Source organism: Brevibacterium sp. VCM10 (assembly GCF_000583215.1).
GTDB lineage: Bacteria > Actinomycetota > Actinomycetes > Actinomycetales > Brevibacteriaceae > Brevibacterium > Brevibacterium linens.
Genome location: NZ_JAJB01000029.1, coordinates 21,675 through 47,795 on the forward strand (window position 1 = coordinate 21,675; position 26,121 = coordinate 47,795).

Annotated in this window: 22 protein-coding genes; 10 read left to right on the top strand and 12 right to left on the bottom strand. The window is 64.1% G+C overall.

Annotation, left to right across the window (positions count from 1 at the left end; genetic code table 11):
• Nucleotides 1-20: 20 nt before the first annotated feature.
• The 3 genes from AD89_RS0108680 to mftR all read right to left on the bottom strand — a co-directional run bounded on the left by AD89_RS0108680 (nt 21) and on the right by mftR (nt 3,965).
• Nucleotides 21-1,574: an aldehyde dehydrogenase family protein gene (locus AD89_RS0108680; protein WP_197021729.1), complete on the bottom strand. Its 1,554-nt coding sequence runs from the start codon at nt 1,572-1,574 to the stop codon at nt 21-23.
• A 196-nt stretch (nt 1,575-1,770) separates the two neighbouring features.
• Nucleotides 1,771-3,339, bottom strand: coding sequence for a GMC family oxidoreductase (locus tag AD89_RS0108685; RefSeq protein ID WP_025778211.1), 1,569 nt, complete (start codon nt 3,337-3,339; stop codon nt 1,771-1,773).
• On the bottom strand, nt 3,336-3,965 hold the full coding sequence (gene mftR, locus AD89_RS0108690) for a mycofactocin system transcriptional regulator (RefSeq protein ID WP_025778212.1): 630 nt from the start codon (nt 3,963-3,965) through the stop codon (nt 3,336-3,338). Before mftR ends, AD89_RS0108685 begins: the two co-directional genes overlap by 4 nt.
• A 107-nt stretch (nt 3,966-4,072) precedes the next feature.
• Between mftR and mftA the strand changes: the two genes are divergently transcribed.
• From mftA to mftF, 6 genes are all read left to right on the top strand, one after another.
• The gene (gene mftA / locus AD89_RS19660; protein ID WP_155807395.1) at nt 4,073-4,219 is read left to right on the top strand and encodes a mycofactocin precursor MftA; all 147 of its coding nucleotides are present in this window, start codon (nt 4,073-4,075) and stop codon (nt 4,217-4,219) included.
• Between the two features lie 7 nt (nt 4,220-4,226).
• Nucleotides 4,227-4,493 (top strand): mycofactocin biosynthesis chaperone MftB, encoded by a 267-nt coding sequence (gene mftB, locus AD89_RS20550; RefSeq protein ID WP_025778213.1) that lies wholly within the window; start codon nt 4,227-4,229, stop codon nt 4,491-4,493.
• Nucleotides 4,490-5,737: a mycofactocin radical SAM maturase gene (mftC, locus tag AD89_RS0108705; protein WP_025778214.1), complete on the top strand. Its 1,248-nt coding sequence runs from the start codon at nt 4,490-4,492 to the stop codon at nt 5,735-5,737. The genes mftB and mftC overlap by 4 nt, the downstream gene beginning before the upstream one ends.
• A 431-nt stretch (nt 5,738-6,168) precedes the next feature.
• On the top strand, nt 6,169-7,407 hold the full coding sequence (mftD, locus tag AD89_RS0108715) for a pre-mycofactocin synthase MftD (protein WP_025778215.1): 1,239 nt from the start codon (nt 6,169-6,171) through the stop codon (nt 7,405-7,407).
• On the top strand, nt 7,407-8,192 hold the full coding sequence (gene mftE, locus AD89_RS0108720) for a mycofactocin biosynthesis peptidyl-dipeptidase MftE (RefSeq protein ID WP_025778216.1): 786 nt from the start codon (nt 7,407-7,409) through the stop codon (nt 8,190-8,192). The genes mftD and mftE overlap by 1 nt, the downstream gene beginning before the upstream one ends.
• A complete protein-coding gene (gene mftF, locus AD89_RS19665; RefSeq protein ID WP_081770407.1) occupies nt 8,189-9,634 on the top strand; it encodes a mycofactocin biosynthesis glycosyltransferase MftF in 1,446 nt (481 codons plus the stop codon). The genes mftE and mftF overlap by 4 nt, the downstream gene beginning before the upstream one ends.
• Before the next feature lie 1,087 nt (nt 9,635-10,721).
• Here the strand turns inward: mftF and AD89_RS0108735 are convergent.
• The 5 genes from AD89_RS0108735 to AD89_RS0108755 form a co-directional block, all read right to left on the bottom strand.
• Nucleotides 10,722-12,020, bottom strand: coding sequence for an MFS transporter (locus AD89_RS0108735; protein WP_025778218.1), 1,299 nt, complete (start codon nt 12,018-12,020; stop codon nt 10,722-10,724).
• A gap of 37 nt (nt 12,021-12,057) precedes the next feature.
• Complete coding sequence (locus tag AD89_RS0108740) at nt 12,058-13,467, bottom strand: MmgE/PrpD family protein (protein ID WP_197021730.1); 1,410 nt, start codon at nt 13,465-13,467, stop codon at nt 12,058-12,060.
• 193 nt (nt 13,468-13,660) lie between these two features.
• Nucleotides 13,661-14,458, bottom strand: a complete 798-nt coding sequence (locus tag AD89_RS0108745) for an IclR family transcriptional regulator (RefSeq protein ID WP_025778220.1) — start codon at nt 14,456-14,458, stop codon at nt 13,661-13,663.
• A 33-nt stretch (nt 14,459-14,491) separates the two neighbouring features.
• Nucleotides 14,492-15,697 (bottom strand): CaiB/BaiF CoA transferase family protein, encoded by a 1,206-nt coding sequence (locus tag AD89_RS0108750; RefSeq protein WP_025778221.1) that lies wholly within the window; start codon nt 15,695-15,697, stop codon nt 14,492-14,494.
• A 199-nt stretch (nt 15,698-15,896) separates the two neighbouring features.
• Entirely contained in the window at nt 15,897-17,015 is a 1,119-nt protein-coding gene (locus tag AD89_RS0108755; protein ID WP_025778222.1) for an NAD(P)-dependent alcohol dehydrogenase, read from the bottom strand.
• Nucleotides 17,016-17,356: 341 nt separating this feature from the next.
• Here AD89_RS0108755 and AD89_RS0108760 point away from each other — a divergent pair, with 341 nt between their 5' ends.
• From AD89_RS0108760 to fabG, 4 genes are all read left to right on the top strand, one after another.
• Nucleotides 17,357-18,286, top strand: a complete 930-nt coding sequence (locus AD89_RS0108760) for an FAS1-like dehydratase domain-containing protein (protein WP_025778223.1) — start codon at nt 17,357-17,359, stop codon at nt 18,284-18,286.
• Between the two features lie 124 nt (nt 18,287-18,410).
• On the top strand, nt 18,411-19,607 hold the full coding sequence (locus AD89_RS0108765; protein ID WP_025778224.1) for an acetyl-CoA C-acetyltransferase: 1,197 nt from the start codon (nt 18,411-18,413) through the stop codon (nt 19,605-19,607).
• Between the two features lie 2 nt (nt 19,608-19,609).
• Nucleotides 19,610-20,827: a CoA transferase gene (locus tag AD89_RS0108770; RefSeq protein WP_051505173.1), complete on the top strand. Its 1,218-nt coding sequence runs from the start codon at nt 19,610-19,612 to the stop codon at nt 20,825-20,827.
• Between the two features lie 68 nt (nt 20,828-20,895).
• Nucleotides 20,896-21,639: a 3-oxoacyl-ACP reductase FabG gene (gene fabG, locus AD89_RS0108775; RefSeq protein ID WP_025778226.1), complete on the top strand. Its 744-nt coding sequence runs from the start codon at nt 20,896-20,898 to the stop codon at nt 21,637-21,639.
• Between the two features lie 97 nt (nt 21,640-21,736).
• Here the strand turns inward: fabG and AD89_RS0108780 are convergent, their stop codons facing one another.
• The 4 genes from AD89_RS0108780 to AD89_RS0108795 form a co-directional block, all read right to left on the bottom strand.
• Nucleotides 21,737-22,399, bottom strand: a complete 663-nt coding sequence (locus AD89_RS0108780) for a GntR family transcriptional regulator (RefSeq protein WP_025778227.1) — start codon at nt 22,397-22,399, stop codon at nt 21,737-21,739.
• Nucleotides 22,400-22,476: 77 nt separating this feature from the next.
• Nucleotides 22,477-23,301 (bottom strand): acyl-CoA thioesterase domain-containing protein, encoded by an 825-nt coding sequence (locus AD89_RS0108785; protein ID WP_025778228.1) that lies wholly within the window; start codon nt 23,299-23,301, stop codon nt 22,477-22,479.
• Between the two features lie 112 nt (nt 23,302-23,413).
• Nucleotides 23,414-24,214 (bottom strand): SDR family NAD(P)-dependent oxidoreductase, encoded by an 801-nt coding sequence (locus AD89_RS0108790; protein ID WP_025778229.1) that lies wholly within the window; start codon nt 24,212-24,214, stop codon nt 23,414-23,416.
• A gap of 89 nt (nt 24,215-24,303) precedes the next feature.
• Nucleotides 24,304-25,893 carry an SLC13 family permease gene (locus AD89_RS0108795; RefSeq protein ID WP_025778230.1) on the bottom strand — a complete coding sequence of 530 codons (1,590 nt, stop codon included), beginning with the start codon at nt 25,891-25,893 and terminating at the stop codon, nt 24,304-24,306.
• Nucleotides 25,894-26,121 lie beyond the last annotated feature (228 nt).

Here is a 26,121-nt window from a genome sequence, read left to right on the forward strand (position 1 = left end):
AAACGCATTTCGGTGAGGCTTCAGCTGGGCGGCGTGCCGAGTACGATCCCGTAGGCCCGCTTGCTCAGGTCGCCAGAGAGGTCCACTGTGATGGATTTGTCCTGTGTGAACTCCTCGAGCGAATCCGGACCGAGTTCACGGCCAATGCCACTCTGCTTGTACCCGCCGAAGGGCAGGTACTGCGACATGTTGTGCCAGTCATTGATCCACACCGATCCGGCCTCAAGTCTTTCGGCCACGGCGATCGCCCTGGCGTTGTCCGTGCTCCACACTCCTGCGGCAAGCCCATAGGCGCTGTCGTTGGCAATCTCGACAGCTTCGTCGACCGAGTCATAGGTGATCACCGACAGCACCGGGCCGAAGATCTCCTCTTGGGCGATCCGCATTCCATTGCTGACACCGGTGAACACCGTGGGCTCCACCCAGTACCCCTGTGCGAATTCCGGACCGGACGGAGTTCCACCTCCGTAGGCCAGCGTTGCACCCTCTTCCTTGCCGAGTTCAATGTAGTCTCGAATCCGCTTAAGCTGAGCCGGGCTCATCACCGCTCCCATGTCAGTTGCCGGATCCAGTGGATCGCCGATCTTCATCGTTTGCAGACGGGCGATCAGCCTGGCCACAAACTCATCGTGTTTGGATGCGGGCAGCAGAAGCCGAGAACCCGATTCACAAGCCTGCCCGGCGTGCAGGGCGAAAGCATAGATGGCGCCGTCCACTGCGAGATCAATGTCCGCATCGTCGAGCACAACATTGGCACTCTTACCGCCGAGCTCGAGGAGCACGCGCTTGATGGACTCGGAGGCATTCGCCATCACACGTCGACCGGTCACTGTGGAACCCGTGAATGAGATCAGAGACACATCGTCGTGGCGCACAAGATGCTCACCGATCACGGGCCCATCGCCGACGATCACGTTGAACACCCCGGCCGGCAATCCCGCGTCGTGCAGGAGTCCTGCCAACTCCAGTGCGAAGCTCGGAGTCTTCTCGTCCACCTTGAGAACCACACTATTGCCGGCAGCCATGGCTGGGATCGATTTCCAGACTGCCGTGCTGGCGGGGAAGTTCCACGGCGTGATGCCAGCGCATACACCCAGTGGCTCCTTCCGGATGTAACCGCTATGCAGGACTGGCCCAGCGATGGGAGCCGAGCGGGTCCAGTCGAACCGGCGGGTCAGATCAGCAAAGTACTGTAAATGCATCATGGGGAACCCGACGCCCAGAGCGCCTGCGGTACGGATCGCCATGCCGGTTTCGCGGGCAACGGTCGTCGCGATCTCGTCCGTGCGGGCGCTCAGGGCCGCGGCGGCACGATCGAAGATCGCGGCGCGTTCGACTGGATCGGTTTTCCTCCAGCTGCCTTCGGCGAACGCCCGACCGGCGGCTGCAACTGCCGCATCGACATGGTCGGTGGTGGCGCGGGCCGAAGTCTCGCAGATCTCGCCGGTGGCCGGATTCACCACCTCGTAGTGGTCACTCGTATCCACCCATGCACCGTCGATGTACATCCGGTAATGGGGGACCCCGTTTCGCGTGATTGCCGCAACTTCTTTGTCTACGGACTCGTCAGTCACATTATCCCTTTCGCTAGTAATCACGTACCCCGGGTACCGTAAGGCGCATCACATTCACGCAATAGAGCATTTCTCGTCTGGCGGGAAACAATCTTGTACCGTCTCGCCGACGTCATCGCTGGTGCCCTGCAGCGCGTATCTATTCGTAACTGCGTGACCCTGCCGGAATTTCGACGATCACTGGACGCCGAATGCCTCAATTGCACATTCGACGCCCGATCAGCTCTCCGATGAGAACCGCTGTGGCAAAGGGGCCTCGCACCGGAACCTTCGGCAGAATCGAAGTGTCGGCGACACGGAGACCACTCACTCCGTGAACCCGGCCAGCGGCGTCGACGACGGGCCCCATCGGAGCAGTGCCACACGTGTGCAGAGCAGTTCCGAGATTGGACCGCGTCCACGCATCGAGCAGGGTATCGTCGCTGAGGGTGCAAGCATCAAGCCCCATAAGACCGTCGACGATCCCCTCGAAGGCAGGCGAGCGCAGGATTTCGACGGCCGTCCGGATTCCGAATCGCAAGCGCCGCCGATCCTCTGCCTCTTGCAGATATCGATATTCGATCCGAGGCTGCCGACGAGGGTCCGGACTGCTCAAGCTGAGGCGGCCCCGCCCTTCCGGCGCCTGCAATCCTACGATGAGCTGATACTCCTCATGGCGGGCGATCTCTTCGCCTGTGGCCGCACCGACCGCAGACATGTCATTCGCTCCGGAGCCGACGCGGCCGGGCCGCCCTGGGAACTCTCCGGTCAGCAGATGCCCGAGAGATTTGGCCGACAGCAGGATCTCCAGGTCCCCGTCGGGATGATGTTTTTCGGAAGCCATGGAATCAAAGTTGAGGCTCGCGGGAAAGGCCACAAGGTCGTCTGGAGCGGGGACGTCGCTTTGAAGGCGCCAACCGACCGCCACATTGGGGTGGTCGCTGAAGTTTTCGCCTACCGGCAGGTCCTCTACAACCGGGATGCCCAATTCTTCGAGCATGGGACGCGGGCCGATCCCGCTGTGCAGAAGCAGATGGGCCGATCCGATGGCACCCGCGCACAATACAACCTCGTCTGCTTTGAAGAATCCAGAGGTCGTCTCCAGCCCGAGGGCACGCTCGTTGGCGAAGCACACGCGAAGGACCTGGGTGTCCCCAAAGATACGAAGATTCGCCCGCGAGCGGACTGAATCGAGATAGGCCATCGCGGTGTTGACTCGAATACCGTCGACGATATTCGAGGGGACGGCTCCGCTCCCAAGAGTTCCCGGGCTGTTCTTGTCCAGCTCGAAGTGGAACCCCAGACTCTCCGCCGCTTGGTGGAAGGCGGCAGTGACCCGCCCGGACTGGACAGGACGTTGAACGGGCATGGGACCCGCGGAACCGTGGCCGGGACGCCTGCCCAGGTCGCGATCACACTCCAGTGCCTCAAGGACGGGAAGCACTCTCTCGAAACTCCAATCCGGCCCTCCCACCGCTGCCCAGGCGCGAAAATCAGCAGGCCGCGCGCGCACGAAATAGCCGCCGTTGATGGTGCTCGAACCCCCCAGGATCCGGCCCCGCGCTACGGTATACGGTCGATCGGGAGTGAGCTCACCATGGTAGGCCCAGTTTGCAGGATGATCCGGCATCGCTCCGCGAATCGATGAACCGTCTAGGAGTTCCGGCGGTATCTGTCCATCAGCCGAGCCGGCCTCCAGCAAGACGACGTCGAGCGCAGAATCCTCGCTGAGCCGGGCAGCCAACGGCGCTCCAGAGGCGCCTGCGCCCACTACTACGATCGTCATACCCCCTCCTGCCCGCCGAACACTGTTTCCGCCGCTCTGAACGCCCGGTCGATGAGCTCAAGGAGGTCCGAGGAATCATCGGCCAACCATTGCTCGTAAGCACTCACACACAAGCCCAAGCAAGCCTGGGCGATTGCTTGCGGGAACGCATCTTTGGGGGCCACATGCCGCCGAGTGGCCACGAACTCCGCAATGACTACTCGCCAAGATGCGTATCTGAGCGTTGAGTGCGCCATCAGGGAGGGGACGTTGAACAGCAGCCACATACGGTCCCGATGGTGTGCCAATTCGTCAAGGGGGAATCGATTGAACTCGACGGCCGCCCTGCGCAGAGCCTCACCCAGGTGGACATCCTCGTCGAGTTCCGCCAAATATTCGCGCATACTTCGCAGCAATGAGTCGAAATCACCCCACGGCAAGTCGTTCTTGGAAGGAAAGTACCGAAAGAACGTACGGCGTCCGATACCAGCCGCACGCACAATATCGTCGACGGTGGTCTCATCGAACCCGCGTTCCAGGAAGAGCGCGAGCCCTATGCGACTGAGCCGGCCGTGCGTCGTCGCCCGGGCTCTGCCGCCGGCTCGCGAGCGGATGCCGTCGCGGTGTCGATTCTTAGTCTGCGTCATGGTCTCACTGCGCCCTCCGGCCCTTTTCATTTGGCACTGAGTGCCATTAAGGTCTATTCTACAGACACCCATCGACGCCGATGGATTTTGAAGCAAAGGAGCATCACATGGACAAGCAAGAGTTTTCCGCCGACTCCGCGCCAACTGTGCACAACACCGCCGCCGGGGATTCGTCCGAGGAGGTCGAGCCGGTCAGCGCGGGCGATGCGCTCATCGAGGAGGTCTCTATCGATGGCATGTGCGGTGTCTACTGACAGCGCGATGAATCCCCGCAACTCCTGGCGACTGCACCCGCAGGTGAGCGTACGGCCTGAGTCCTTCGGCGCTCTGCTTTATCATTTCGGCACGCGGAGACTGTCGTTCCTCAAGGATCGGCGTCTGCTTGCGGCCGTCGAAGCTCTGGAAGGATCAGCCACGGCGCATGAGGCATGCCTTGTGGCCGGGATCGGGGAGCGCGAACAAGACCAGTACCTGAGAGCCCTTGAGACCCTCGCGGCGTCTCATATGATCGAGGAGAGAACGGAATGACGATTGCGCCACCGCCGACTACCCGAGAACCCACCCGATTGGTCGACCACTTCGAGCGTGGCCTGGATGCCCCCATCTGCCTGACTTGGGAACTGACCTACGCATGTAACCTCTCCTGTATCCACTGTCTGTCCAGTTCGGGCAGACGGGATCCGCGCGAACTCACCACGGAAGAGTGCAAATCCGTCATCGACGAGCTGGAGCGCATGCAGGTCTTCTACGTCAACATCGGCGGCGGGGAGCCCACCGTTAGATCGGACTTCTGGGAACTGCTCGACTATGCTACGGCCCACCACGTTGGCATCAAGTTCTCTACCAACGGCGTGAAGATCACCCCTGAGGCAGCACAGGCTCTGGCGGCGAACGACTATGTCGACGTGCAGATCTCCTTGGATGGCGCCACGGCCGAAGTCAATGATGCCATTCGCGGCGGGCGTTCCTATGACACTGCGATCCGAGCGATGCGGAACCTCGCGGACGCCGGAATGAAGAATTTCAAATTGTCTGTAGTCTGCACACGGACGAACATCTCCCAATTGGACGAGTTCAAGTCCCTTGCCGACGAGTTCGGCGCACAGCTCCGCCTGACCAGGTTGCGTCCCTCAGGACGCGGGGCCGATGTGTGGGACGATCTGCACCCGACAGCAGACCAGCAGCGTGAACTCTACAACTGGCTCGTGGCTCATGGTGACGATGTGCTCACCGGCGATTCGTTCTTCCACCTCTCTGCGTTCGGAGAGGCGCTTCCCGGCCTGAACCTCTGCGGTGCCGGTCGCGTTGTGTGCCTCATCGACCCGATCGGCGACGTGTACGCGTGCCCATTCGCGATCCACGACGAATTCCTCGCCGGCTCCGTCCGTGACGACAGGGGCTTCACAGGCGTGTGGCGGGAATCATCGCTCTTCCACAAGCTGCGCGAACCTCAGTCCGGCGGAGCGTGCACCTCGTGCCAATTCTTCGACTCGTGCAAAGGTGGTTGCATGGCCGCGAAGTTCTTCACGGGTCTGCCTCTGGACGGGCCAGATCCCGAATGCGTCCGTGGGTTCGGTGAGGAGATGCTCAAGAACCGCGACAAGCTGACCCCGCAGCGTCCTATGGGGGATCACTCCCACCGGACTGCGCGGGCGCCCCGGAAATCTCAACCTGTTCCAGTCACCATCGGCCGCCGCGAAGACAAGGGGCGGCCACCGGTGAATGCATGCGCGGAGAGCCCGCTTGCCGGATTCAACCCGGACGGAGCATGAGCGAAGGCGTGTGATGTCATCATCGAGCGGTTCGTCTGAAAAGTTCGGATGGGCTACTTCGATCTCAGCATGCTCTGCCGCATCGCAAAAAGACAATACCGGGAGCGAGACCTCGTCATCCGCAGAACTGATACCTCCTCCGACGTATGCACCCCAGCCGAATCCGCGTCCACGGGAAATGTTCCGGCAGACGAGAGCACGCTTCTCGATGTGCCGGGATCGCGGTGAAGGTCAGGGCCGCAGCAAGGAGCTGTTCGGAATCGACACCGATTGAGATGGCGTTCCCGGCAGAACGCCTCGTGGCGATGCTTCATGGCCTCGGACACATGATTGGGCATGACTGAGACGTGGCTTCTGCGGTTGACGCCTGATTTCATCGCAAGAACCCGGCTGGCCTGACGTATCGAAATCATCACAGAGAGGAACAGATCATGGAATGGCCTTGGAAGCAGAACCCCTGGTTCGAAACAGTGTTGGAGGCACAACGCCGGGCAAAGCGGAGACTACCGCCCTCCGTCTATGCGGCGCTGGTTGCCGGCTCCGAAAGAGGGCGGACTCCACAGGACAACGCGGATGCGTTCGGTGAACTGGAGTTTGCACCCCATGTCGCCGGGCACAAGGCATCCCGAGATGTCTCAACGACGGTACTAGGCATCCCCATTTCGATGCCCGTGCTGATCTCCCCCACGGGAGTGCAGGCGGTCCATCCCGAAGGCGAGGTCGCAGTAGCCCGGGCCGCAGCTGCACGCGGGACCATCATGGGCCTGAGCTCCTTCGCCAGCAAACCAGTCGAGGACGTCGTGCAAGCAAACGAGTACACCTTCTTTCAGATGTACTGGACTGGGTCCAAAGAGACGATGGTTCAGCGTATGGATCGCGCACGCGCCGCCGGGGCCAAAGCACTCATCTCGACGACTGATTGGTCATTCTCGCTAGGCCGCGATTGGGGAAGCCCGGAGATCCCCGAACGGATGGACCTGTCGGCCAAGGTGAAATTCGCGCCGGAGGGCCTCCTCCGCCCGCAGTGGTTGCTGCAGTGGGCGAAGAATGGGATTCCGGATCTGACTGTTCCCAACTTGGCGCTCCCCGGAGGCAGTGCCCCCACATTCTTCGGTGCATATGGCGAATGGCAGCAGACTCCACCGCCCACGTGGGAGGACATGGAGTGGTTGCGCAACGAGTGGGGTGGCCCATTCATGCTCAAAGGCATCACCCGGGTCGATGACGCCCGACGCGCGGTCGACATCGGAGCGGATGCAATCTCCGTATCCAATCATGGAGGGAACAATCTCGACACGACCCCTGCGTCGATTCGCTGCCTCGGACCAATCGCCGAAGCCGTGGGCGACGAGGTCGAGGTTCTCCTCGACGGCGGAATCCGACGTGGCGGCGATGTGGCCAAGGCACTGGCCCTCGGCGCACGCGCCGTGCTGATCGGCCGGGCGTATCTGTGGGGACTTGCAGCCAATGGACAAGCGGGCGTTGAGAACGTCCTGGATCTGCTGCGCATGGGCCTGGATTCTGCACTGTTGGGGCTGGGCCGCTCTTCGATCGACGAGCTCAATCCCAAGGATCTCTGGATTCCATCCGATTTCTTCAGGGAGCTCGGTGCTTTCCAGCCACAACACCCTCTCCCGCCCACCGGCGTGGCCGATGCGGCGAATGTCTGATGGTACGAGGACCGCTCGCCGGACCCCTGCCGACGGGACAGCACCACGCAAGAGCACCACGTCTTGCCACGGGCACGTGGCCGGACGTACAAGAAGGGATACTGCTCGTCCCAGTCGGCTCGACCGAACAGCACGGCCCGCACCTGCCGTTGGAGACCGACACAGTCATCGCGACGGCAGTCACTGCAGAACTTGCCCAACGCGCGACGTCGGCCGGTCACAGGGCATATGAGGCACCCGCCTTGCCGTATGGTGCCAGCGGCGAACATGAGGATTTCCCTGGCACCGTCTCGATCGGAACCAGTGCCTTGGTCGAGGTGATAGTCGAACTCTGTCGATCCGCATCCCGTTGGGCAAACCGAATAGCACTAGTCAACGGCCACGGTGGAAACGTCGAGGCGTTGCGAAGCGCGGTGCCCCTCTTACGGGAAGAGGGTCGCGATGTCGGCTGGCTGTCGTGTGTCGACGTCTACGCCGGCGCAGATCTGCACGCTGGACTGAGTGAGACTTCACTGATGCTCGTACTAGCGGCTCTGGACGTGAAGATGGATCGTGCGGAGGCAGGCGATTGCGGCGTTGCCGAGACCCTGTTGTCCGAGCTTCGCGCGCAAGGAGTGCGAGCAGTCTCGCCCAATGGCGTGCTGGGCGATCCGAACGGCGCCTCCCAAGCACATGGACACGAAGTGCTCGCCGGGATGTGCGACGCCGCTTGGGAACGATTCGCCACGTGGGCACCGGGAGCCGGCGGGATGCTGTCCTCGATGCCGACCGGGGACTCGATATGACCATTCACGGTTCACGCGAATCGGACCCGATTGTCGTCCGTCTTCACTCACGCACACGTTGTCTCCAGGATGGTGAGGTTCTCATCGGAGGCACACCACTGCGGGTGATGCGGCTGACCCCCGAGGGACGTAGAAGTCTCAACGATAGGGAGGTGTGTCTGAAGGACGATCGTGCGAGGCGTATCGGCGAACGACTTGTCGATACCGGACTCGCCTCTCCCGTTGTGAGGACCCTGCCGGAGGTATCTCTTTCTGAACTCACGGTGGTGGTGCCCATCCGGGATCGCCCTACCCATCTCGAACGTCTTCTGGCCAGCTTGCCGAGTGGGTTGGCAAAGACGGTCGTCGTTGACGATGGATCGGTGAGACCGGCCCCGGTCGCGGCGGCCGTGCGCAGGCACGGGGCCACCCTCGTGCGCCTTCCAATCAACAGAGGTCCTTCGGCAGCACGAAATGTGGGTCTTGCGAAAACCGACACTCCATTCGTCGCTTTCATCGACTCCGACGTTGTCGTCGAACCGGACTGCCTCGAACTCCTCCTGCGGCATTTCGCGGATCCTGCGCTGGCTCTGGCCGCACCACGAGTCCTCGGCGACACTGATGGCAATGCGAACGCGACCACCCGGTACGAGAATTCCCGATCCTCTCTCGACCTCGGCCCCGAGCCGTCTCTCGTCCGACCCGACAGCCCGGTCGGTTGGGTGCCGAGCGCCTGCGTAATCGGGCGCACGGCACATCTGACAGGGGAGCCAATCCAGGGCTTTGAGGAGTCCATGCGTGCCGGTGAGGACGTCGACCTGGTCTGGCGCTTGATCACGGCGGGGTTCCGAGTGCGCTATGAGCCCGAGGCGCATGTTCGGCACTTGCACCGTTCGCGTCTGGTGCCCTGGCTGACCCGCAAATTCATATACGGCACCAGTGCTGCTCCTCTGGCCCGCCGCCACGGAGCGAAAGTCGCGCCCGCAGTTCTGCATCCTTGGGCCGCCGCGACGCTCGTCGCACTGTGCAGCGGACAGAGGACGCCGCGCCTGTTGGTGCCCGTGGTCTTGGTCGGGGTTCATCAGCGTCTCGCACAGCGCCTGAATATGATCGGCAGTCCGCGCCTCGTCGCGCTCGGTCTGCTGGGCCGGGGCCTCTTGGGGATCGACGCTCAATCTCGATCGCTGCTGCTGCGTCACTGGTGGCCAATGACGTTGCTGGCATGTCTGGTCTCCCGACGAGCACGGCGAGTGGCCAGCCTGGCCGCTCTCGTGGATACCGCGCTCGAATATGCACGTCTGCGACCCCGAATGGACCCAGTTTCCTTTGCTTTGGCCCTTCGCGCAGACGACATCGCTTACGGCGCTGGTGTGTGGTGGGGTTCCATCGCGCAGCGAACCTTTCGCCCTCTTACCCCAGTGATCGTCAACGAGCGGTCCCGTCGCGGCCATGTGCCCCGCTGATGCCGTGCCTATTGCGCCGAGGATCCCGAACTCCTCGCTTCGTGTCTGACGCGCCGACACGCAGGTGGCTCTGCCTTGTGGACATTCTTGGCCATGCGGAACACCGCCCATGCGTTTGGCCGGCCGGCATAAAAGATCGCGTGGCTGAGTACCTCGGACATCTCCTTCTCGGTGACAACGTTGCCTGGGCCGATCCCTCCCGGCTCTGCTGGGAACCGTCAAGCACATCTCTGGTCTTCACCGTGGCGAGGCTGCGGATCTTCGGAGCGAACCCCTCCTCGTGGGACCTGCTGCCACCGAGGAGGACACCGTCGTTGAGGCTGGTGAGCTGCGAGGCGAACTCCCCGGACATGTCCCTGTTTTCTTTCGCCTGCTCAGCCATTCGCTTGTCGAATACTTGCGGGAAGCGGCGGAGCCGCCGTAGTCTCGCTCATTGACCGACTTCAGCGCGATCGCACCGACGATCTCGTTGCCCAAATATCGTCACCATGGCCGATCAGCGACTACGCCCCGACGAAGAATATCCGTCGATGGCCAGAAATCAGCCACCCCGACCGGGGCGTTCCACGCGTAGATTTGCGTGAGACCGAAGAACACGATGCCGGCCACGGACATCCGGCGTAGGCGGTGGGCAGGTCATTGAGGAAGCGGCGTAGCTGAGGCTGGGCCGTCTGCAGGCTTCTGCACGGGGCGCGGGCCGCTGGCTCATTGGAGAGACCGAACAGACAGCTCCGCCGAGCCTCACCAGCATGTCGTCGAAGTTTCCAGCACCGACGCGGACACCCTGACGAGCCACTGTTCGATTGCTGGCGTACTAGTCGAAGCTGATCGAGGTGGGCCGCACCACCTCCTCGCGGCGCAGTCCCGCCACACGTCGCATCTTTGAGTCTGCCAGCAGACCCGCAGTGCGAGGTATGACCTCGTCGCGGCGGGTCGTGAGAAACGTCCCGAGCTCCATCATCTTCGCATCAACGGCCTTGCTGATATGCTCCCTAGTTCGTCCTCGGAGCCAAGGAGACCTTTCCGAGGGCGATGCAGCTCGATCACCAGTGAAGCAGCCTGCGAGGTCCCGTTAGCTCGGATTCAGTCAGACTACGCTGGATTCGCGACGAACACGAGCCGAGCGCACAAGCAGCGTCACCGAGGCCAGCAGTGCGAACCCGACGGGGATGATGGCCAGCAGATAGATCACGCCGGTGTCGACCCTCGTCGCGGCGAAGCCCACGAGCACGGGCGAGATGATCGCTCCGGCGCGGCCGACCCCGAGCATCATTCCGTATCCCCTCGCCCGTGCCAGCACAGGGTAGAGCTTCGGGACCATTGCGGTGTAGCCGGACATCGAGCCGAAGACGGCCAAGCCCAGCAGGCCTGCGAAGACATTCGCCCCGGCACTCGGCAGCAGCACCGAGAATCCGATCACGGACGCGACTCCGAGTACGAGCAGCACCGTGGTCAGTCTGACCGAACTCACCTTCAGTCCGATGAGGGCGAAGAGGATCGTACCCGCGAACGTGCCGACGCTGACGACGATGCCGGCTGTAGCACCCGCGGACTGATCGTTCGTGAGGTCGGTGACGAGCTGAGGGGTCCATGTTCCGACGAAGTAGTAAGCGGCCGAGAGCATACCGTAACCGAGTGCCAGCAGCACGGTGATGGCCCACAGCGGTCTGCTCAGCAGGCCGAGCCGTTCAGCCGGCTCGACAGGGGTGTCGACGGATGCAGCCTCGGCGGTTCCAGGTGCCGCACCTCCGGCGATCCGAGCCTTGAACGCCGCGGACTCGGGCAGCCAGAAGTAGGCGACGACCAGACCGATCAGCGACAGAGCCGCTCCGAGCCAGAAGAGCGACTGCCAGACATTCCCGGTCAGGGCGAGGGCCGCGGCTCCACCGAACCCCGCGATCGTGCTCCCCAGCGGGAAGCCGATCATGACGATGCCTGTAGCGGTGTTCTGCCGGTCGGCCGGGGTCGCCTCCTGTGCGATGACGACGATGACGACACTGACGACGCCAACACCCATCCCGGTGATGAACCGCCCCGTCATCAGCATGTACTCGTTGACGGCGAGCGCGGACACCGCCAGTCCGACGATGTTCGTCAGCAGCCCGCAAAGGACCGTCGCTCGGCGCCCGATCCGATCAGCCAATCGGGCGAGGAAGATCGCGCCGATCGCCATGCCGACCAGGGCAAGGCTGATGATGAAGCCTTTCTCGCTCTCGGTGGCGAAGCCCTGCGGCAGGTGAGGAAGGGCGAAGCCGATGAGGAAGAGGTCGAACCCATCGGTCATGTTGAGGAACATGCACAGCCCGACGATCGCATATTGTCCGAGCGTCATCGATGCGGTGGGAGAATCGGCAGCGCTGCCGACTCGTGCTTTCTCAGTTGACACGTCAATTGTCCTTTCAGAATGAGACGACCGTCGGCTGCTATGCCTGGGCTGGTGTCTGCGATTGAGCGATCAGTGGTACGGATTCGGGTGTCAGCGGTTCTAGGAGTGCTCCCGCGACGTCGTCGACCTCGTCGAGTCCGAGGACTGCCTCGATGATGCCGTCCTCGGCGTCTTCACCAATCGGAAGGATCGAGTACGGAACGCACCGACGGAACTTGGCGACGAAGTCAACCTCGGTGAAGGGGTTGTTCGGGTGCCCCTTGACGTAGGTGTGCTCGGTCGTGATCTCGGTGCCGTCACGAAGAACCGTCCTCACGCGAGCTCCCCAGTCGGACATTTGTGGGTCGGCATCGGCGGTGATCCGTCCCATAAGCTCTCGCACATTCTCCCGGCTGCGCGATCGCTCGCTGTAGGTGTCGAGGAAGACGTGCCCGTCGACGAGCGCTGAGGCGACAGCATAGGGCAAGCTGAACTGGCATTCCGGCACCGTCCCCGGCGCCCATTTGCTCTCCGCCGGCTCGCACACAGCTTTCGACCCCGAAACCGAGACATCGACGTGTATCGCCTCGACGTCCTCCGCGGTGAACCCGTGCATGCTCATCTGCTCGATGATGCCGTCGATCGACGAATGGGAGAAGTAGCATGCGCTGTGTCCCTTCGTCGTGATCGCCGTCATCTCCCAGTCTTCACCGAGCCCGCGAGTGAGCGCTTCGGGCTCCGTGTCCCAGTGCGCCGTCCCGAGGAAGCCATTCGGTCCGGTGAGCACGGAGTGCCGAGGACCCGTGATGCCCTTGCGGGCCATCTGGCACGCCAGAATGGCGCTGTGGCAGACGAGACCATGATGCATGCGAACCATGAGGGTGGCCGGAGAGTAGATGCTCATCGTATGCGGCTGGGTCATTGTGCGCGCGATGCCCTCCGCGTTCTCGAGTTCCTCCTGTGTGAAGCCGAGCAAACGTCCGATTGCCGCAACCGCCCCGAAGATGTAGTGTCCGCCGCAATCACCGCGGGGAATGGCGTTGCTGATCAAACGATACGCACTTCCGATTCGGATCAGGACCTCCTGGCCGACGATCAGGGCAGCGAGGAATTCCTGCCCCGACACCTTCTCGCGCAGACCGCACGCCGCCAGCAGACACGCGACGATGTATTCGCTGATGTGACCGGCTTCTTCGTGAAGGTCTCCGCAGTCCATGGCTCTCGGCATCGGCCCGATGGCTAGTGCGGCTTCGGCCGCGGGCACTAGACCGCCGTAGAACGGGATTGGCGACTGTTCCACTCCTCCCTTCTCTTTGACCAGGTCGACGATCTCGAGGATGCCGTCAAGGCCGGATCCTCCGATCGTCACCGCCATGGAGTCGAGCAGAGTGTGCTTGGCCTTTGTCCTGGCCTCTTCAGGAAAGTCTTCGAACTCTGTCTCCACCGCCATACGGCACAAGGCGCTCATGGGGTCTTCTGTGCCGACAGCAGGGGCAACAGCAGAATTGGTCATATTTCATCCGCCTCTTCCTTGAGTGCGCTCTACTTCTCTATGAATGTGCCCGCCTCAGGCGTATCATCCAATATTTTATGTGTCATACATTATGTGGCCATCTTCTTTCCCGCGAAATGAGAAGAAGATTCGGCGGCACGGTATCGGTTCACTGCTGTCCAGTCACTCTCCGCAACTGCAGTCTGAGCAGTGTGAGCCCAGGATCCTCGGACTCCTCGCCGGCCCTTCCCGCCCGCGCGATGGCAGTGGCCGTCGTCTTGAGCAGGGCAGCCACGCCTTCCGTGTTCGCAGAGTCCGAAGGGACCGTTGCCGACAGCGCCGCCATGGCGTGTCCATCACCGCCGAGGATGGGCACGGCGATCCCGATCGAGTTCGTCCACATCCACCCTCGTGCGATCACATGGCCGTCGCTCACGGTCGATGTGAGCAGCCTGCGGATCTCGCGTTCGTCCAGGGGGGTGCGAGAAGTGAACCTGACGAGGTCGGCGGACTTGAGCACCGCTTCCCGAGTCTCCTCCTCCGCGAAAGCCAGCAGGGCGATGCCCGGCGAGGAACCCAGCGTCGGAAGTCGCACGCCCGGGCGCGTCAGGTTCGTCGCGCTCGGCCCCGACGGGTTCAGAGTCTCGAGGTTGACGACATCCGTGCCGTCCAGCACGCACAGAAGAGTCGAAGCGTGGGTCCGCAGCATCACATCGTTCATGAACGGCAGCGCCAGCTCTCTGAGCGAGCGGAGGGTGGAGGCTCCAGCGGCGATCTCCCAGAGACGCATCCCGATCGTCAGACGATGCGAATCGTCTCGGGTGAGGATCCTGACGCGCAGCAGTTCGCCGACAAGACGGTGGGTCGACGCCATGGGTATTCCCGTCCGCCGCGAGATCTCCGATGCGGTGAGGGGTCCGCCCTCGACCTTGAAGACCTCAAGGATCTCGATCATACGCTCGAGCATCTGTCACCTCCTCGACAGGCGGCGAGAATCAGCTCACGCGTGTTCCGCGCGGATCGCCTCGGTGTCCTCGCCGAGCTCCGGAACGCGCGTCGAGGCCTGCGAGTTCCATTCCCCGCCGAGGAACGGAGCCTTGAGCGCCGGCACCTCCGCACCGCGGGCGTTCGCGTTCTGCCAGCGATCGCGGTCACGCAGCTGAGGATGATCGGCCAGCTCGACAGTATTGTTCAGCCGCGCGTTGCCCAGCTGTGCAGAGTCCGCTTTGGCCTGAAGCTCGGCCAGCGTGAACTGCGAGGTCCAGGCCGAGATATGGGCATCGAGCGCATCCCGGTTGCGGATCCGCGCATCGTTGTCGACGAAACGAGGATCGACAGCGAACTCAGGATCATCCATCATCTCGCCCGTGAGCTTGCCCCATTCCCTCGGCGAGGTGGCGCCGAGGACGAGCGTCTGCGCGTCCGCAGTCGGATAAGCGCCGTAGGGGGCGAGCATCGGCGTTCCCATGGGCACCGGATCCGGCTGCACACCGGTGTGGATGACCTGGTTGAGGGCGAATCCCGACATCTCGGCAGCGACGTCGAACATCGCCAGCGGGATATAGGCGCCCGCACCCGTCCTGGTGCGATTGAACAGCGCCGTCGAAATCACTCCGAAGGCGTAGAGCGCCGTGCCGATATCGACGGTCGGAACCCCGGGCTTGACCGGGAATCCGGGGGCGCCGGTGAGGGAGCAGACACCACTCTCGGCCTGGACGAGGAGATCATAGGCACGGCGATGGCTGATCGGCCCACCGGCCCCGAAGCCGGAGATGTCGACGATGATGAGCTCGGGAAGGTCGCGATGCAGTTCAAGGGGGTCGAAACCGAGCCGGCCGAGGGCGCCGGGCGCCATGTTCGTGAGGAACACGTCCGCCTCGGCGAGCAGGGCGGAGAACACCTTCTTGTCCGCCTCATCCTTGAGGTTGAGCCGCGCGGACTCCTTGCCCCGATTGAGCCAGACGAAATGGGCGGACATCCCGTTGACGCAGTCGTCATAGGCGCGAGTCGCATCGCCTCCCGCCGATTCGACTTTGATCACCCTCGCGCCGAGCTCTGCGAGGTGCCTGGTTGCCAGCGGCCCGGAGATCGCCTGCTCGATCGAGACCACGGTAATTCCCGACAGCGGCCCAGCCGCCCCCGCAGAGCCGGCGTCGGCATCCCTCATCGGGTCGGCTGTCACGGTCGTATCGTCGGCGACGGTCATCGCATACCTCCATTGGTTCGAAGTGCCTGCACAGGACAATTATTCTATATTAAATATGTTATGGCGGACAGTCCGCGACGGGCACGGCGCACATCGGCATGGGCGCATTCGATGCCGGCCGGGACCGACGACTGCGGGAAAATCCGTCCCGCCGACACAGGCGAACCGGCGTTCCGCCGCCGGCCGGGACAGAGGTCAGTCATGCCGGCCGGTAGGACGGGTCCATCACGAGGATCGGCTTGACGACCTCGCCACTGAGAGAGGACTCCACGGCCTGTGAGATGTTCCCGAAGTCGAAGAACCTGACGAGCCGGTCGATGGGGAACCGGCCCTCGCGGTAGTGCCTGATCAGCTGCGTGATCGCGATCTGCGGGACAGAGTTTCCCATGAAGACGCCGATGATGTTGCGCTTCGGGAAGATGAGATCGCTGACCGGGACGAACTCGAGGGGCTTGCCGGAGGCGGACACGGGGGCGAAGCTCCCTCCGGTGGCGACGACGTTGAGTGCCGATTTCATCACTGCCGGAACACCGGTGGTGTCGACCGCGTAGTCGACGCCCGCACCGCCGGTGAGCTCGTCGATTCGCTCATCGAGGCTCTCGGTCCTGCTGTTGATCGTATGCGTCGCTCCCAGCTCTGCGGCGAGCTCGAGGCGGGAGTCGTGGATGTCAACCGCAATGATGGTCGAACACCCTTCGATCACGGCGGCCATCATGGCGGCCAGGCCCACCGCCCCGGTCCCGAAGACCGCGACGGACGAGCCGGTCTCGGGCCTGAGTCCGTGGATGACGGCGCCGCTGCCCGTGAGGAACCCACAGCCGAGAGGTCCGAGCAGCCGCAGATCGATGTCCTTGTCGACCTTGGTGAGATTGTTGACGGGGACGACGGAGCGCGTCGAAAAGCTACCTTGCAATGACAGGCTCGACACCGGAGTTCCGTCACTCTTGGTGAACATCGCGCTGCCGTCCTCGCGCCTGCCGCTCATATTCAGTTCGTTGTACTTGACGCAGGACGAGGGCTGGCCGGACCGGCAGTTCGCGCACATCCCGCAGTAGGTGTACGCGAGCACGACGTGATCGCCGACCTCGAATCCCTTGACCGCGCCTCCGACCTGTTCGATGATGCCGGACCCTTCGTGCCCGAGGACCGCCGGGGTCGGGACGGGCACCGTCCCGGTCCGGATGCTCTCATCCGAATGGCAGATGCCGGACGCGACGATCCGGACGAGGACCTCATCGTGACCGAGGTCAGCAAGCTTGAGGTCCTCGAATTCGTAGTCCCCACCGACTTCGTTGACGATTGCCGCTGTTGCATTCACCGTACTTCCTCCTTTTCCAAGGTCATGAGCGTCCTCCAAGGGAGCCCGGGAGAGACGCGGCACTCGCACCGCACGGTCGACGCATGAGCCTCGAACCTGAAGCAGTGCCGCCGGACTGCACGTGGCCCGGCAGGCCTCATATAAGGCTACTCTAATATATTATATTCGGCCCCAGGGGCGCGGGAGGCGAGCGAACAAGGGGTTTCCGATTTCGATATTTAATATAGAATGAAGGCGAATCCGGGTGCTGGCGAAGCCTCCGGGTGACGAAGGTGAGAGAGACGACGAGGGAGTCCGCGACCGCCCACGGGCGGAGCCGGCATCCGCTCCCCGATGGAGGAATGAGCGTGACCGAAGGACAGAGCACGAGCGAGAGCACTCGCGACTGGAGCGAATGGCTCGGACGCTCAGAGACCGTGACCGACACCGCCTCGGTGACGGCCGCAACCGGACTGGCCGCCATCCTCGACAGGCCGACGCCCGGCGCTGGGCCCGATGCGGGAGAACCGACCACGCTGTTTCCCCTCGGGCACTGGCTCCAGTTCACCCCCACCGCCGCAATGAGCGAACTCGGCCCGGACGGACACCCGCGCCTCGGCGGGTTCATGCCCCCGCTGCCGCTACCCCGGAGGATGTGGGCGGGCAGCTCACTCGAGTTCCACTCCCCCATCGGGGTCGGACAGGAGCTTGAGAAGACGACGACGATCGCGCAGATCACGCCGAAGAACGGCTCCTCGGGTGCCCTGTGCTTCGTCGAACTCGTCCACGAGATCCGGGCCGCGGGCACCCTCGCGGTCACCGAGAGGCAGACGATCGTCTACCGCGAGGCCGTGGCCGTGGACCCCCAGGCGCCTTCGCCCGCCCGCGATCCGAGACCCGACGTCGAGGCCCCTGCAGGCTGGGACTGGTCGCGTTCTGCGCGCCCCACGACGGCGCAGCTGTTCCGCTATTCAGCCGTCACCTTCAACTCGCACCGGATCCACTACGATCTGCCCTATGCCACCGAAGTCGAGGGCTACCCGAGACTCGTCGTCCACGGACCACTCACCGCCACCCTGCTCCTCGACGCGTTCCTCGCCGAACGCCCCGGGGCACAGCTGCGCGGCTTCGAATTCTCCGCCCGCTCCCCTCTCTTCGCCGGTGAGCTCATCCATCTGCTCGGCCGCGACATCGAGGTCGCCGATGACGTCGCCGGCTCACATGCGCAGGAGCTCATCGCCCTCGCCCCGACCGGCAAGCCCGCCGTCAAGGCCACGGTCAGATTCGACTGAAGCCGCCGGACGACTCAGGTGACCACCAACCGGTGGCCGCCGGACACCTCACCCGGGACTACCCACCGACTTACGAGACACACCGAACCAGAGACACCACGACAACTGTGAAGGAAGACACACCATGAGCAGAGCAGCCATCGTCGCACCGGTCCGCACCGGGGTCGGCGCCTTCGGGAAATCCCTGCGTCCCGTCCCCGTCGAGGAACTCGGATCCACGGTCGTCAAGGCCGTCGTCGAACGCTCCGGGGTCGATCCCGAACTCATCGAGGACGTCGTCTTCGCCCAGTCCTACGCCTCGTCCGAGACTCCCTGCGTGGGTCGATGGGTCGGTCTGCAGGCAGGACTGCCCATCCACACGGCCGGCATGCAGCTCGATCGCCGCTGCGGTTCCGGCCTCCAGTCAGTCGCCACTGCCGCGATGATGGTCCAGACCGGAGCCGCCGACGTCGTCATCGCCGGCGGCGTCGAGTCGATGAGCAATATCGAGTACTACTCGACGAGCATGCGCTGGGGCTCACGAGCCGGCAACGCCCAGTTCTACGATCGCCTCGACCGGGGACGCGAACGCTCCCAGCCGGAGGAGCGCTTCGGCTACATCTCGGGCATGATCGAGACCGCGGAGAACGTCGCCAAGCGCTATTCGATCACCCGCGAGGAGGCCGACGAGTTCGCCGCCCGCAGCCAGCGCAATGCCGCCACCGCCTGGGAGAACGGGACCTTCGACGATGAGATCGTGCCCGTCTCGGTCCCGCAGCGCAAGGCCGATCCGATCATGTTCGCACGCGATGAGGGCGTGCGCCCCGACACCACAGTGGAGTCGCTGGCAAAGCTGCGTCCCCTGATGAAGGACGGGGTGACGACAGCGGGCAATGCGAGCCAGCAGAACGACGCGGCCGCCGCCTGCCTCATCGTCTCCGAGGACAGGCTCGACGAGTTCGGGCTCGAGCCCATCGGCTTCCTCGAGGGCTGGACAGCCGTGGGCTGCGATCCCGCCGAGATGGGCCTCGGGCCCGTGCCCGCCGTCGAGAAGCTCTTCCGCAAGACCGGACGCAACTGGGACGACATCGACCTCGTCGAGCTCAACGAGGCCTTCGCCGCCCAGGCGCTCGGCGTGCTGCGCGGCTGGGACTGGGCCGACTACGACAAGCTCAACGTCAACGGCTCCGGCATCTCGCTCGGCCATCCCGTCGGCGCCACCGGGATGCGCATACTGACCACCCTGCTCCACGAGCTCCACCGCCGAGGCGGGGGCCGGGGGCTCGAGACCATGTGCATCGGCGGAGGCCAGGGCATGGCTGCGATCGTCGAGGCGGTGTGAGCATGACAGGTACCACCGACACCACACGCCCTGCCCCGTTGGCGGGAGTGAAGATCATCGAGATCTCCGCCTTCGTCGCCGCTCCACTGGGCAGCATGACGCTCGCGCAGCTCGGCGCCGATGTCATCCGCATCGATCCCCTGGGCGGGAACATCGACGCCACGCGGTGGCCGATCACCGAAGAGGGGACGAGCATCTACTGGGCGAGCCTCAACAAGGGCAAGCGCTCGATCACGCTCGACCTCAAGAGCGAAGAGGGCCAGGCGATCGCCACCGAGCTCATCGCCGAGGCGGGCACGCTCATCACGAATCTGCCCGCCCGCGGCTGGCTGAGCTACGACAACCTCGTCGCCCACCGGCCCGACCTCGTCATGCTCCGGCTCAGCGGCACCCATGACGGCAAGCCCGCCGTCGACTACACCGTCAACGCCGCGAGCGGATTTCCGACGATCACCGGCAGCGATGAGAAGCCGGTCAATCATGCCCTCCCCGCCTGGGACGTCATCGCCGGGATGTACATCGCCAACGGCATCCTCGCCGCCGAGCTCGAACGCCGCAGCTCAGGGACCGGACAGGAGATCAACCTCGCCCTGGCCGATGCGATGCTCGCCACCGTCGGCAACCTCGGCTACATCGCGGAGATCCAGACCAACGGCTCCACTCGCGGACCGCTCGGCAACGGACTCTACGGCGCCTACGGCCAGTCCTTCACCACCTCGGACGGCCGCGAAGTGATGGTCGCCGTGATCTCGAACCGGCACTGGCGCTCGCTGGGCACCGCCACGGGACTGACCGACAAGCTCGCGATGATCGGCGATCTGCTCGACGTCGACCTCGGCACCGAGGGCGGTCGTTTCGAGGCGCGGGAGGCGATCGACGCCGTTCTCCGTCCCTGGTTCGCTGCCCACACGGCCGCGGAGTCGACCGCGGCTCTGGCCGAGGCCGGCGTGCTCCAGGGCGAGTTCCAGACCTTCGAAGAGCTGGTCAGAGACGATCCGCAGTGCTCGTCGGCCAACCCGCTGTTCTCCGAGATCGAGCAGCCTGGAATCGGCCGAGTCCTCGCTCCGCGAGTACCACTGACCTTCCACGGCTCCCCTGCCGCACCGGCGAGCCCCGCACCCAGCCTCGGCGAGAACACCGATGCGGTCCTCGCCGAGGTCCTCGGGCGCACTGCGGACGACCTCACGACTCTGCGAGAGCGCGGCATCCTCTCCGACTGAGGACCCATCAGCGACACGAATCGCCCCCGAACACACGATTCCATCAGACACGATACGAAGGAGACACCATGGCACTGCTCGAAGGACGGACCGCCGCGATCACCGGCTCGGCACAGGGGATCGGATACTCGATCGCCCAGGCGCTGGCCGCGGAGCGAGCGAACATCGTCATCGCCGATATCAACGAGGACGCGGCGAAGGAGGCGGCAGCCGGGCTCGGGATCGGCGAGCGCGCGATCGGCGTGGGCGCGAACGTGGCCGAGGGAGCGGATATCGACAACCTCATCGGCGCCACCACCGAGGCCTTCGGGTCACTCGACGTCTTCGTCAACAATGCGGGCATCACCCGCGATGCGACGATGCGGAAGATGACTGAGGACATGTTCGACGCCGTCATCGGCGTCCATCTGCGCGGCACCTGGCTGGGAACCCGGGCGGCCTCGCAGGCCATGCGCGCACAGGACTCCGGCGGATCGATCATCAACATCTCCTCGATCTCCGGCAAGGTCGGGCTCCTCGGCCAGACGAACTACAGCGCCGCCAAGGCGGGCATCGTAGGATTGACCAAAGCTGCCGCGAAGGAGGTCGGCTTCGCCGACGTCCGCGTCAACTCGGTGATGCCCGGTCTCATCCGAACTCCGATGACCGAGAGCATGCGCGAGGACATCAAAGAGGCTCGTCTCAAGGAGATCGCCCTGGGACGCATGGGCGAGTCCGCGGAGATCGCCCAGGCGGTGCTCTTCCTCGCCTCCGACATGTCGAGCTACATCACCGGTGCCGTCATCGAGGTGACAGGCGGCCGGCATATGTGAGCAGCTGAGACCATATTCGACCAAGCCGAGACGGAGGACGTGGCCGGATCGTAGGGAGCCGGGACGGCGACCACGATTCCGGCCACGCTCCGTACGTTCAGTCCTGACGGCCGTCGACGTATTCGGCGAGCTTCTCCCCGGCATTGCGGATGTGCTGGGCCATCGCTGTTCGTGCGCGCTCGGAGTCATGAGCTTCGATCGCTTCGATGATGGCGGTGTGGTCCGCGGCCGTCGTCTGGGGCCACCCCTCGATCTGGGCGTAGAAGGCGCTCGGCACGTACTTGACGAAGCCGCTGAGCGCCCACAGCAGACGTTCAGAGCCGGCCGCGAGATAGAGCCGACGATGGAACTCGTGGTTGCGACGCTCGAGCTCTTCGTGATCACTGCGCTCCGCGGCGTCCATGAGCGCTTCGTGGATCTGTCGGACGTCGACGAGGTCCTCTTCGCCGATGTTGTCAGCGGCCCGTGCGACGAGCTCTCCAGCGATGAGGGCGTGGGCGACGAAGATATCGCGAATATCGGCTGCGACCAGCGGCGCAACGGTGAAGCCCTTACGTGGGACGAGGTCGAGGAAACCCTCGGCCCGGAGTGCATGGAGGGCTTCTCGCACCGGGGTCGCCGAGACACTCAGTGTCTCGCCGATCGCTTCGGCGCGCACTGAGGTTCCCGGTTTCATCTCACCGGCCATGATCGACTGCCTGAGATAGGCGGCCACCTCATCGCTCAGCTGGCGTCTCTGAGCGCCTTTCCACTGCGGCATCGGCAAACCTCTTCCACTCTCGGGATCGAACAGACTATTGCAAACATTCTATCCAATAATCTGCGAGGTGAGAGCAGTCAGAGCTTCTGCGTGGCGAACCCCTCTGCAGTAATGGCAACTCGCACCGAGGTCTGGGCGAGCGCCGACACCATCGACAGCGCCAGCGGTCCGGCGCGGTCGTACATCACCGCCGACCCCGCCGACACTCCGGCCTCTCCGATTCGATGGAGGCCGGTCACCCCGATGCCCCCGTCGTCCGGAAGCCGGACGATCGACATCGTGGCATCGGTGTTGATGAACTCGATCCCCCGCTCATCCCAATGCGTGGACATGCTCGCGAGGTCGCTCGTGGCCACCAGCAGGTCGAAGGGATGGACCTCCTCCCCCGCGACGACGGCAAAGGGCTCCTGCCACGCGTACTTGCGCCCCGGCCCATTGATCCTCTCGACGCGGGGGTCCCACCCCGTGGATTCTGTCCGGTAGCAGCGCCGCTGCGCATCGAGCCCGATGCCGGCCTCCGGCACAGGGAGCTCGATCCCCGGAGCCCAGATGGTGTTCTCGGGCTCGGCTCCCGGACGGAAGAAGAAGAAATGCGCCCGCGCGCACATCCGGCCGCGTTGGACGACGACGGCGTCGACGACGAGGATCCGGGAACCCTCGCGCACGAGTTCGGTCCGGGCCTCGAGCTGCTCATCACGTGTCGCCCGAAACAATTCGACAGCGGACCGGCCGGGGACGAATCCGGGCTTCGCCTCTGCGGCGACCAACCTGGCGCTCCGAGCCAGCAGCCCGGCGACCGCTGGGCCGTGGAGCCGACCCCCACCCCAATGGGCGAGTGCTCCGGGCAGCGGCAGGAAGTCATCGGTTCCCGCGTCACCGATCGGCTGGAAGAAAGTGAGCATGCTTGTGTCCATCCTTGCTGTCGAAGCGCCGAGGCGGCTCCTCGCCGCCCGCGGAGCGAAGCATCCCGGCGCCCTGCCCGAGAAGCGTGAGATGAGCCCGCCGGGCGTCGTCTCAGTGCAGAGTCAGCCCACCGGTCGGACTGAGAATCGCTCCCGTGAGGTAGGCCGAATCGTCCGAGGACAGGACGGACACGAATCGACCGATCTCCTCGGGGGTGGCGATGCCCAGCGGTGCTCGCTCGACGATCTTCTGGTACTGGGCGCGATGGTGCAGGGACACGGCATCGTCCTTCTCGAAGGCGGCTGTCCACGAAGGAGAGTTCCTCACGACGGTCACGCACACCGTGTTCACCCTGATTCGATGCTTGGCGAGCTCCTTGGACAGCAGCTTCGTCGTCTGGACCAGACCGCCCGAGAACGTCGAGATCGCCGTCTGGCCAATCGTCGGAGTGCGTCCCCCCTCCGAGGTGATGAAGACGACGCTGCCGCCGCCGCGTTCGATGAAGTGCGGAACCGCCGCCTGAACGACATTGAGCTTTGCGCTCACGGCTTGGCCGACGAAGGCCGAGACCCTCTCGAGGTCGATGTCCTGGAACAGTCCGCGCACCTCGGGAGACCGCGCTTCATCGTCATTGCCTCCCGCGTTCGGCACGACGATGTCGATGCCCCCGAAAGCGTCGACCGCTTGCTCGACGACCGCGCCCATGTCGTCGCGCGAGCGCACGTCCCCGGCGGCGAAGATGCCCTCGGAACCCGATGCCCGGATCTTGTCCAGCACCGGTTCGGCCTTCTTGGCATCGCGCCCGTTGACGACGACCTTGGCGCCGCGTTCCGCGAGCTGCACTGCAATTCCTGCTCCGATGCCGCCGTTGCCGCCGGTGACAAGGGCCACTTTGTCCGTGAGTGTCGACATATCCGGTTCTCCCAAATGAGTGCGATCAAATCTCTATATTATATAGTAACGAATTCTCGCAAGATCCGCACGGGGGCTGGACCAGATCATCAGAAATGCCAGATGAGCGGGACGTAGAAGACCGCGACCCCGAGGTAGACGACCATCAGCGGCAGCCCGAGCCGCCAGAAATCTCCGAATCTGTATCCTCCGGCCCGCATCACCATGAGATTGCCCGCAGTGGCGACGGGGGTGAGGAACGACGCAGCGCCGCAGACGGCGAGGCCCATCATGAACGGCTGGACGCTGACATCGGCGGCCTGGGAGATCGCGACGGCGATCGGCATCATGACGAGCACAGTGGCGAGATTCGACATGAACTGGCCGAGCAGCATCGAGATGACGCAGATGACGAGCAGCGCGATGCGAGGCGAGGACTCCCCGAGGAACCCCGTGACGAGATCCGCGACGATGTCTGCCGCCCCTGTCGAGACGAAGGCGGTGGAGAGCGGGATCATTCCGCCGACGAGGATGACGATGGTCCAGGGGACCGCGCGGTAGACGGCCGGAATGCGCACGACCTTCGTGAGGATGAGCGCCCCCGCGGCGAGCATCGTCGCGACTGCGGTGGGCACGAGACCCGTCGCGAGGAGCAGCACCATGAGTGCGAAGATGACGAGCGTCCGCCGGTATCCTTCGACCAGCGGCACCGCACGATGGAAGGCCTGCGGCGGAGCGACGGCGATGACGTCGGGAGAGGCGACATATCGATCGAGCGCATCCCACGTGCCCTGGACGAGCACCGCGTCCCCGGCCCTGAGCTCGAGCGGATCGTTCGTTCCTGTGACCTCGTGGGCTGCCGGCTCCGAGTCGTCGCCGCGCCGGACGCCGAGGACGACGAGGCCCTCATTGCGCGTCGGCATGCCGGGCGAGACGCGTCGGCCGATGAGCGCAGAACGTGGAGCGATGAGCACCTCGGCGACGCCCTCCCTGGCCGTGAACAGCGCATCGGAGGGGACGTCGACGCTGTAGTTCTCCTGAAGGGTCCGTGCGTGGGCGAGCGGATCGGGCTTGCCGAGGGCCTCGGCTTCACGCCGAGGCAGCAGACGATCACCGGCCAGGAGCACGATGACGATGGTGAGCACGACGAGCGGGACTCCGGCGGCCGCGAATTCGAAGTACCCGAATGCGCGGCCGCCGGAGTCCTTCGCCGCTTGCGAGACGACGATGTTGACGGGCGAGGCCGTGAGCGTGAGCAACGACCCTCCGCTGGCGAGGAAGGCCAGCGGGATGAGCATCTTCGACGGCAAGATCCCGGCGCGCATGGTGACGACCACGACGACAGGAAGAAGCGCCCCGACAGTGCCGCTGACACTGATGAAGGCTCCGAGGAGGGCCGCGGACACCCCGATGACGACGACCAGCCGAGTTCGGCTTCCGCCTGCACGGGAGACGACGAAGTTCGCCAGCCAGGCGGTGATACCCGAGGCCTCGAGCGCTTCGATGACGATGAACAGCGAGACGATGAAGACGACCGTCTGATTGCCGAAGCCCGCGAACACCTCGGGCAGGGTGAGCACGCCGGTCGCCCACAGTGCGAGGGAGACTCCGCTCGCAACGATCGCCAGCGGCACGCGCGCACTGATGAATGCGACCATCGCCGCGCCGAGAATGATGAAGGTCCAAGTCGCCGGTTCCACCGCACCAGCATAGCCGCTGAAGCGACCCGATGAGAGGAGTTTCACATATTATATCGGCGCAGGATCCCCGCCCCGCCGTCGCTGAGAGGGCCGGACCAGACTGACCTTGCGAAGACTAAGAAGCGTGGTCTGACAGGCGACCACTCCATGGCACGAGCGAAACGAGAGGGACGTGAAAGCGTGAATGCACGTCACCGACGGATGGTTCGAAAGCCAAGCAGAACAGAG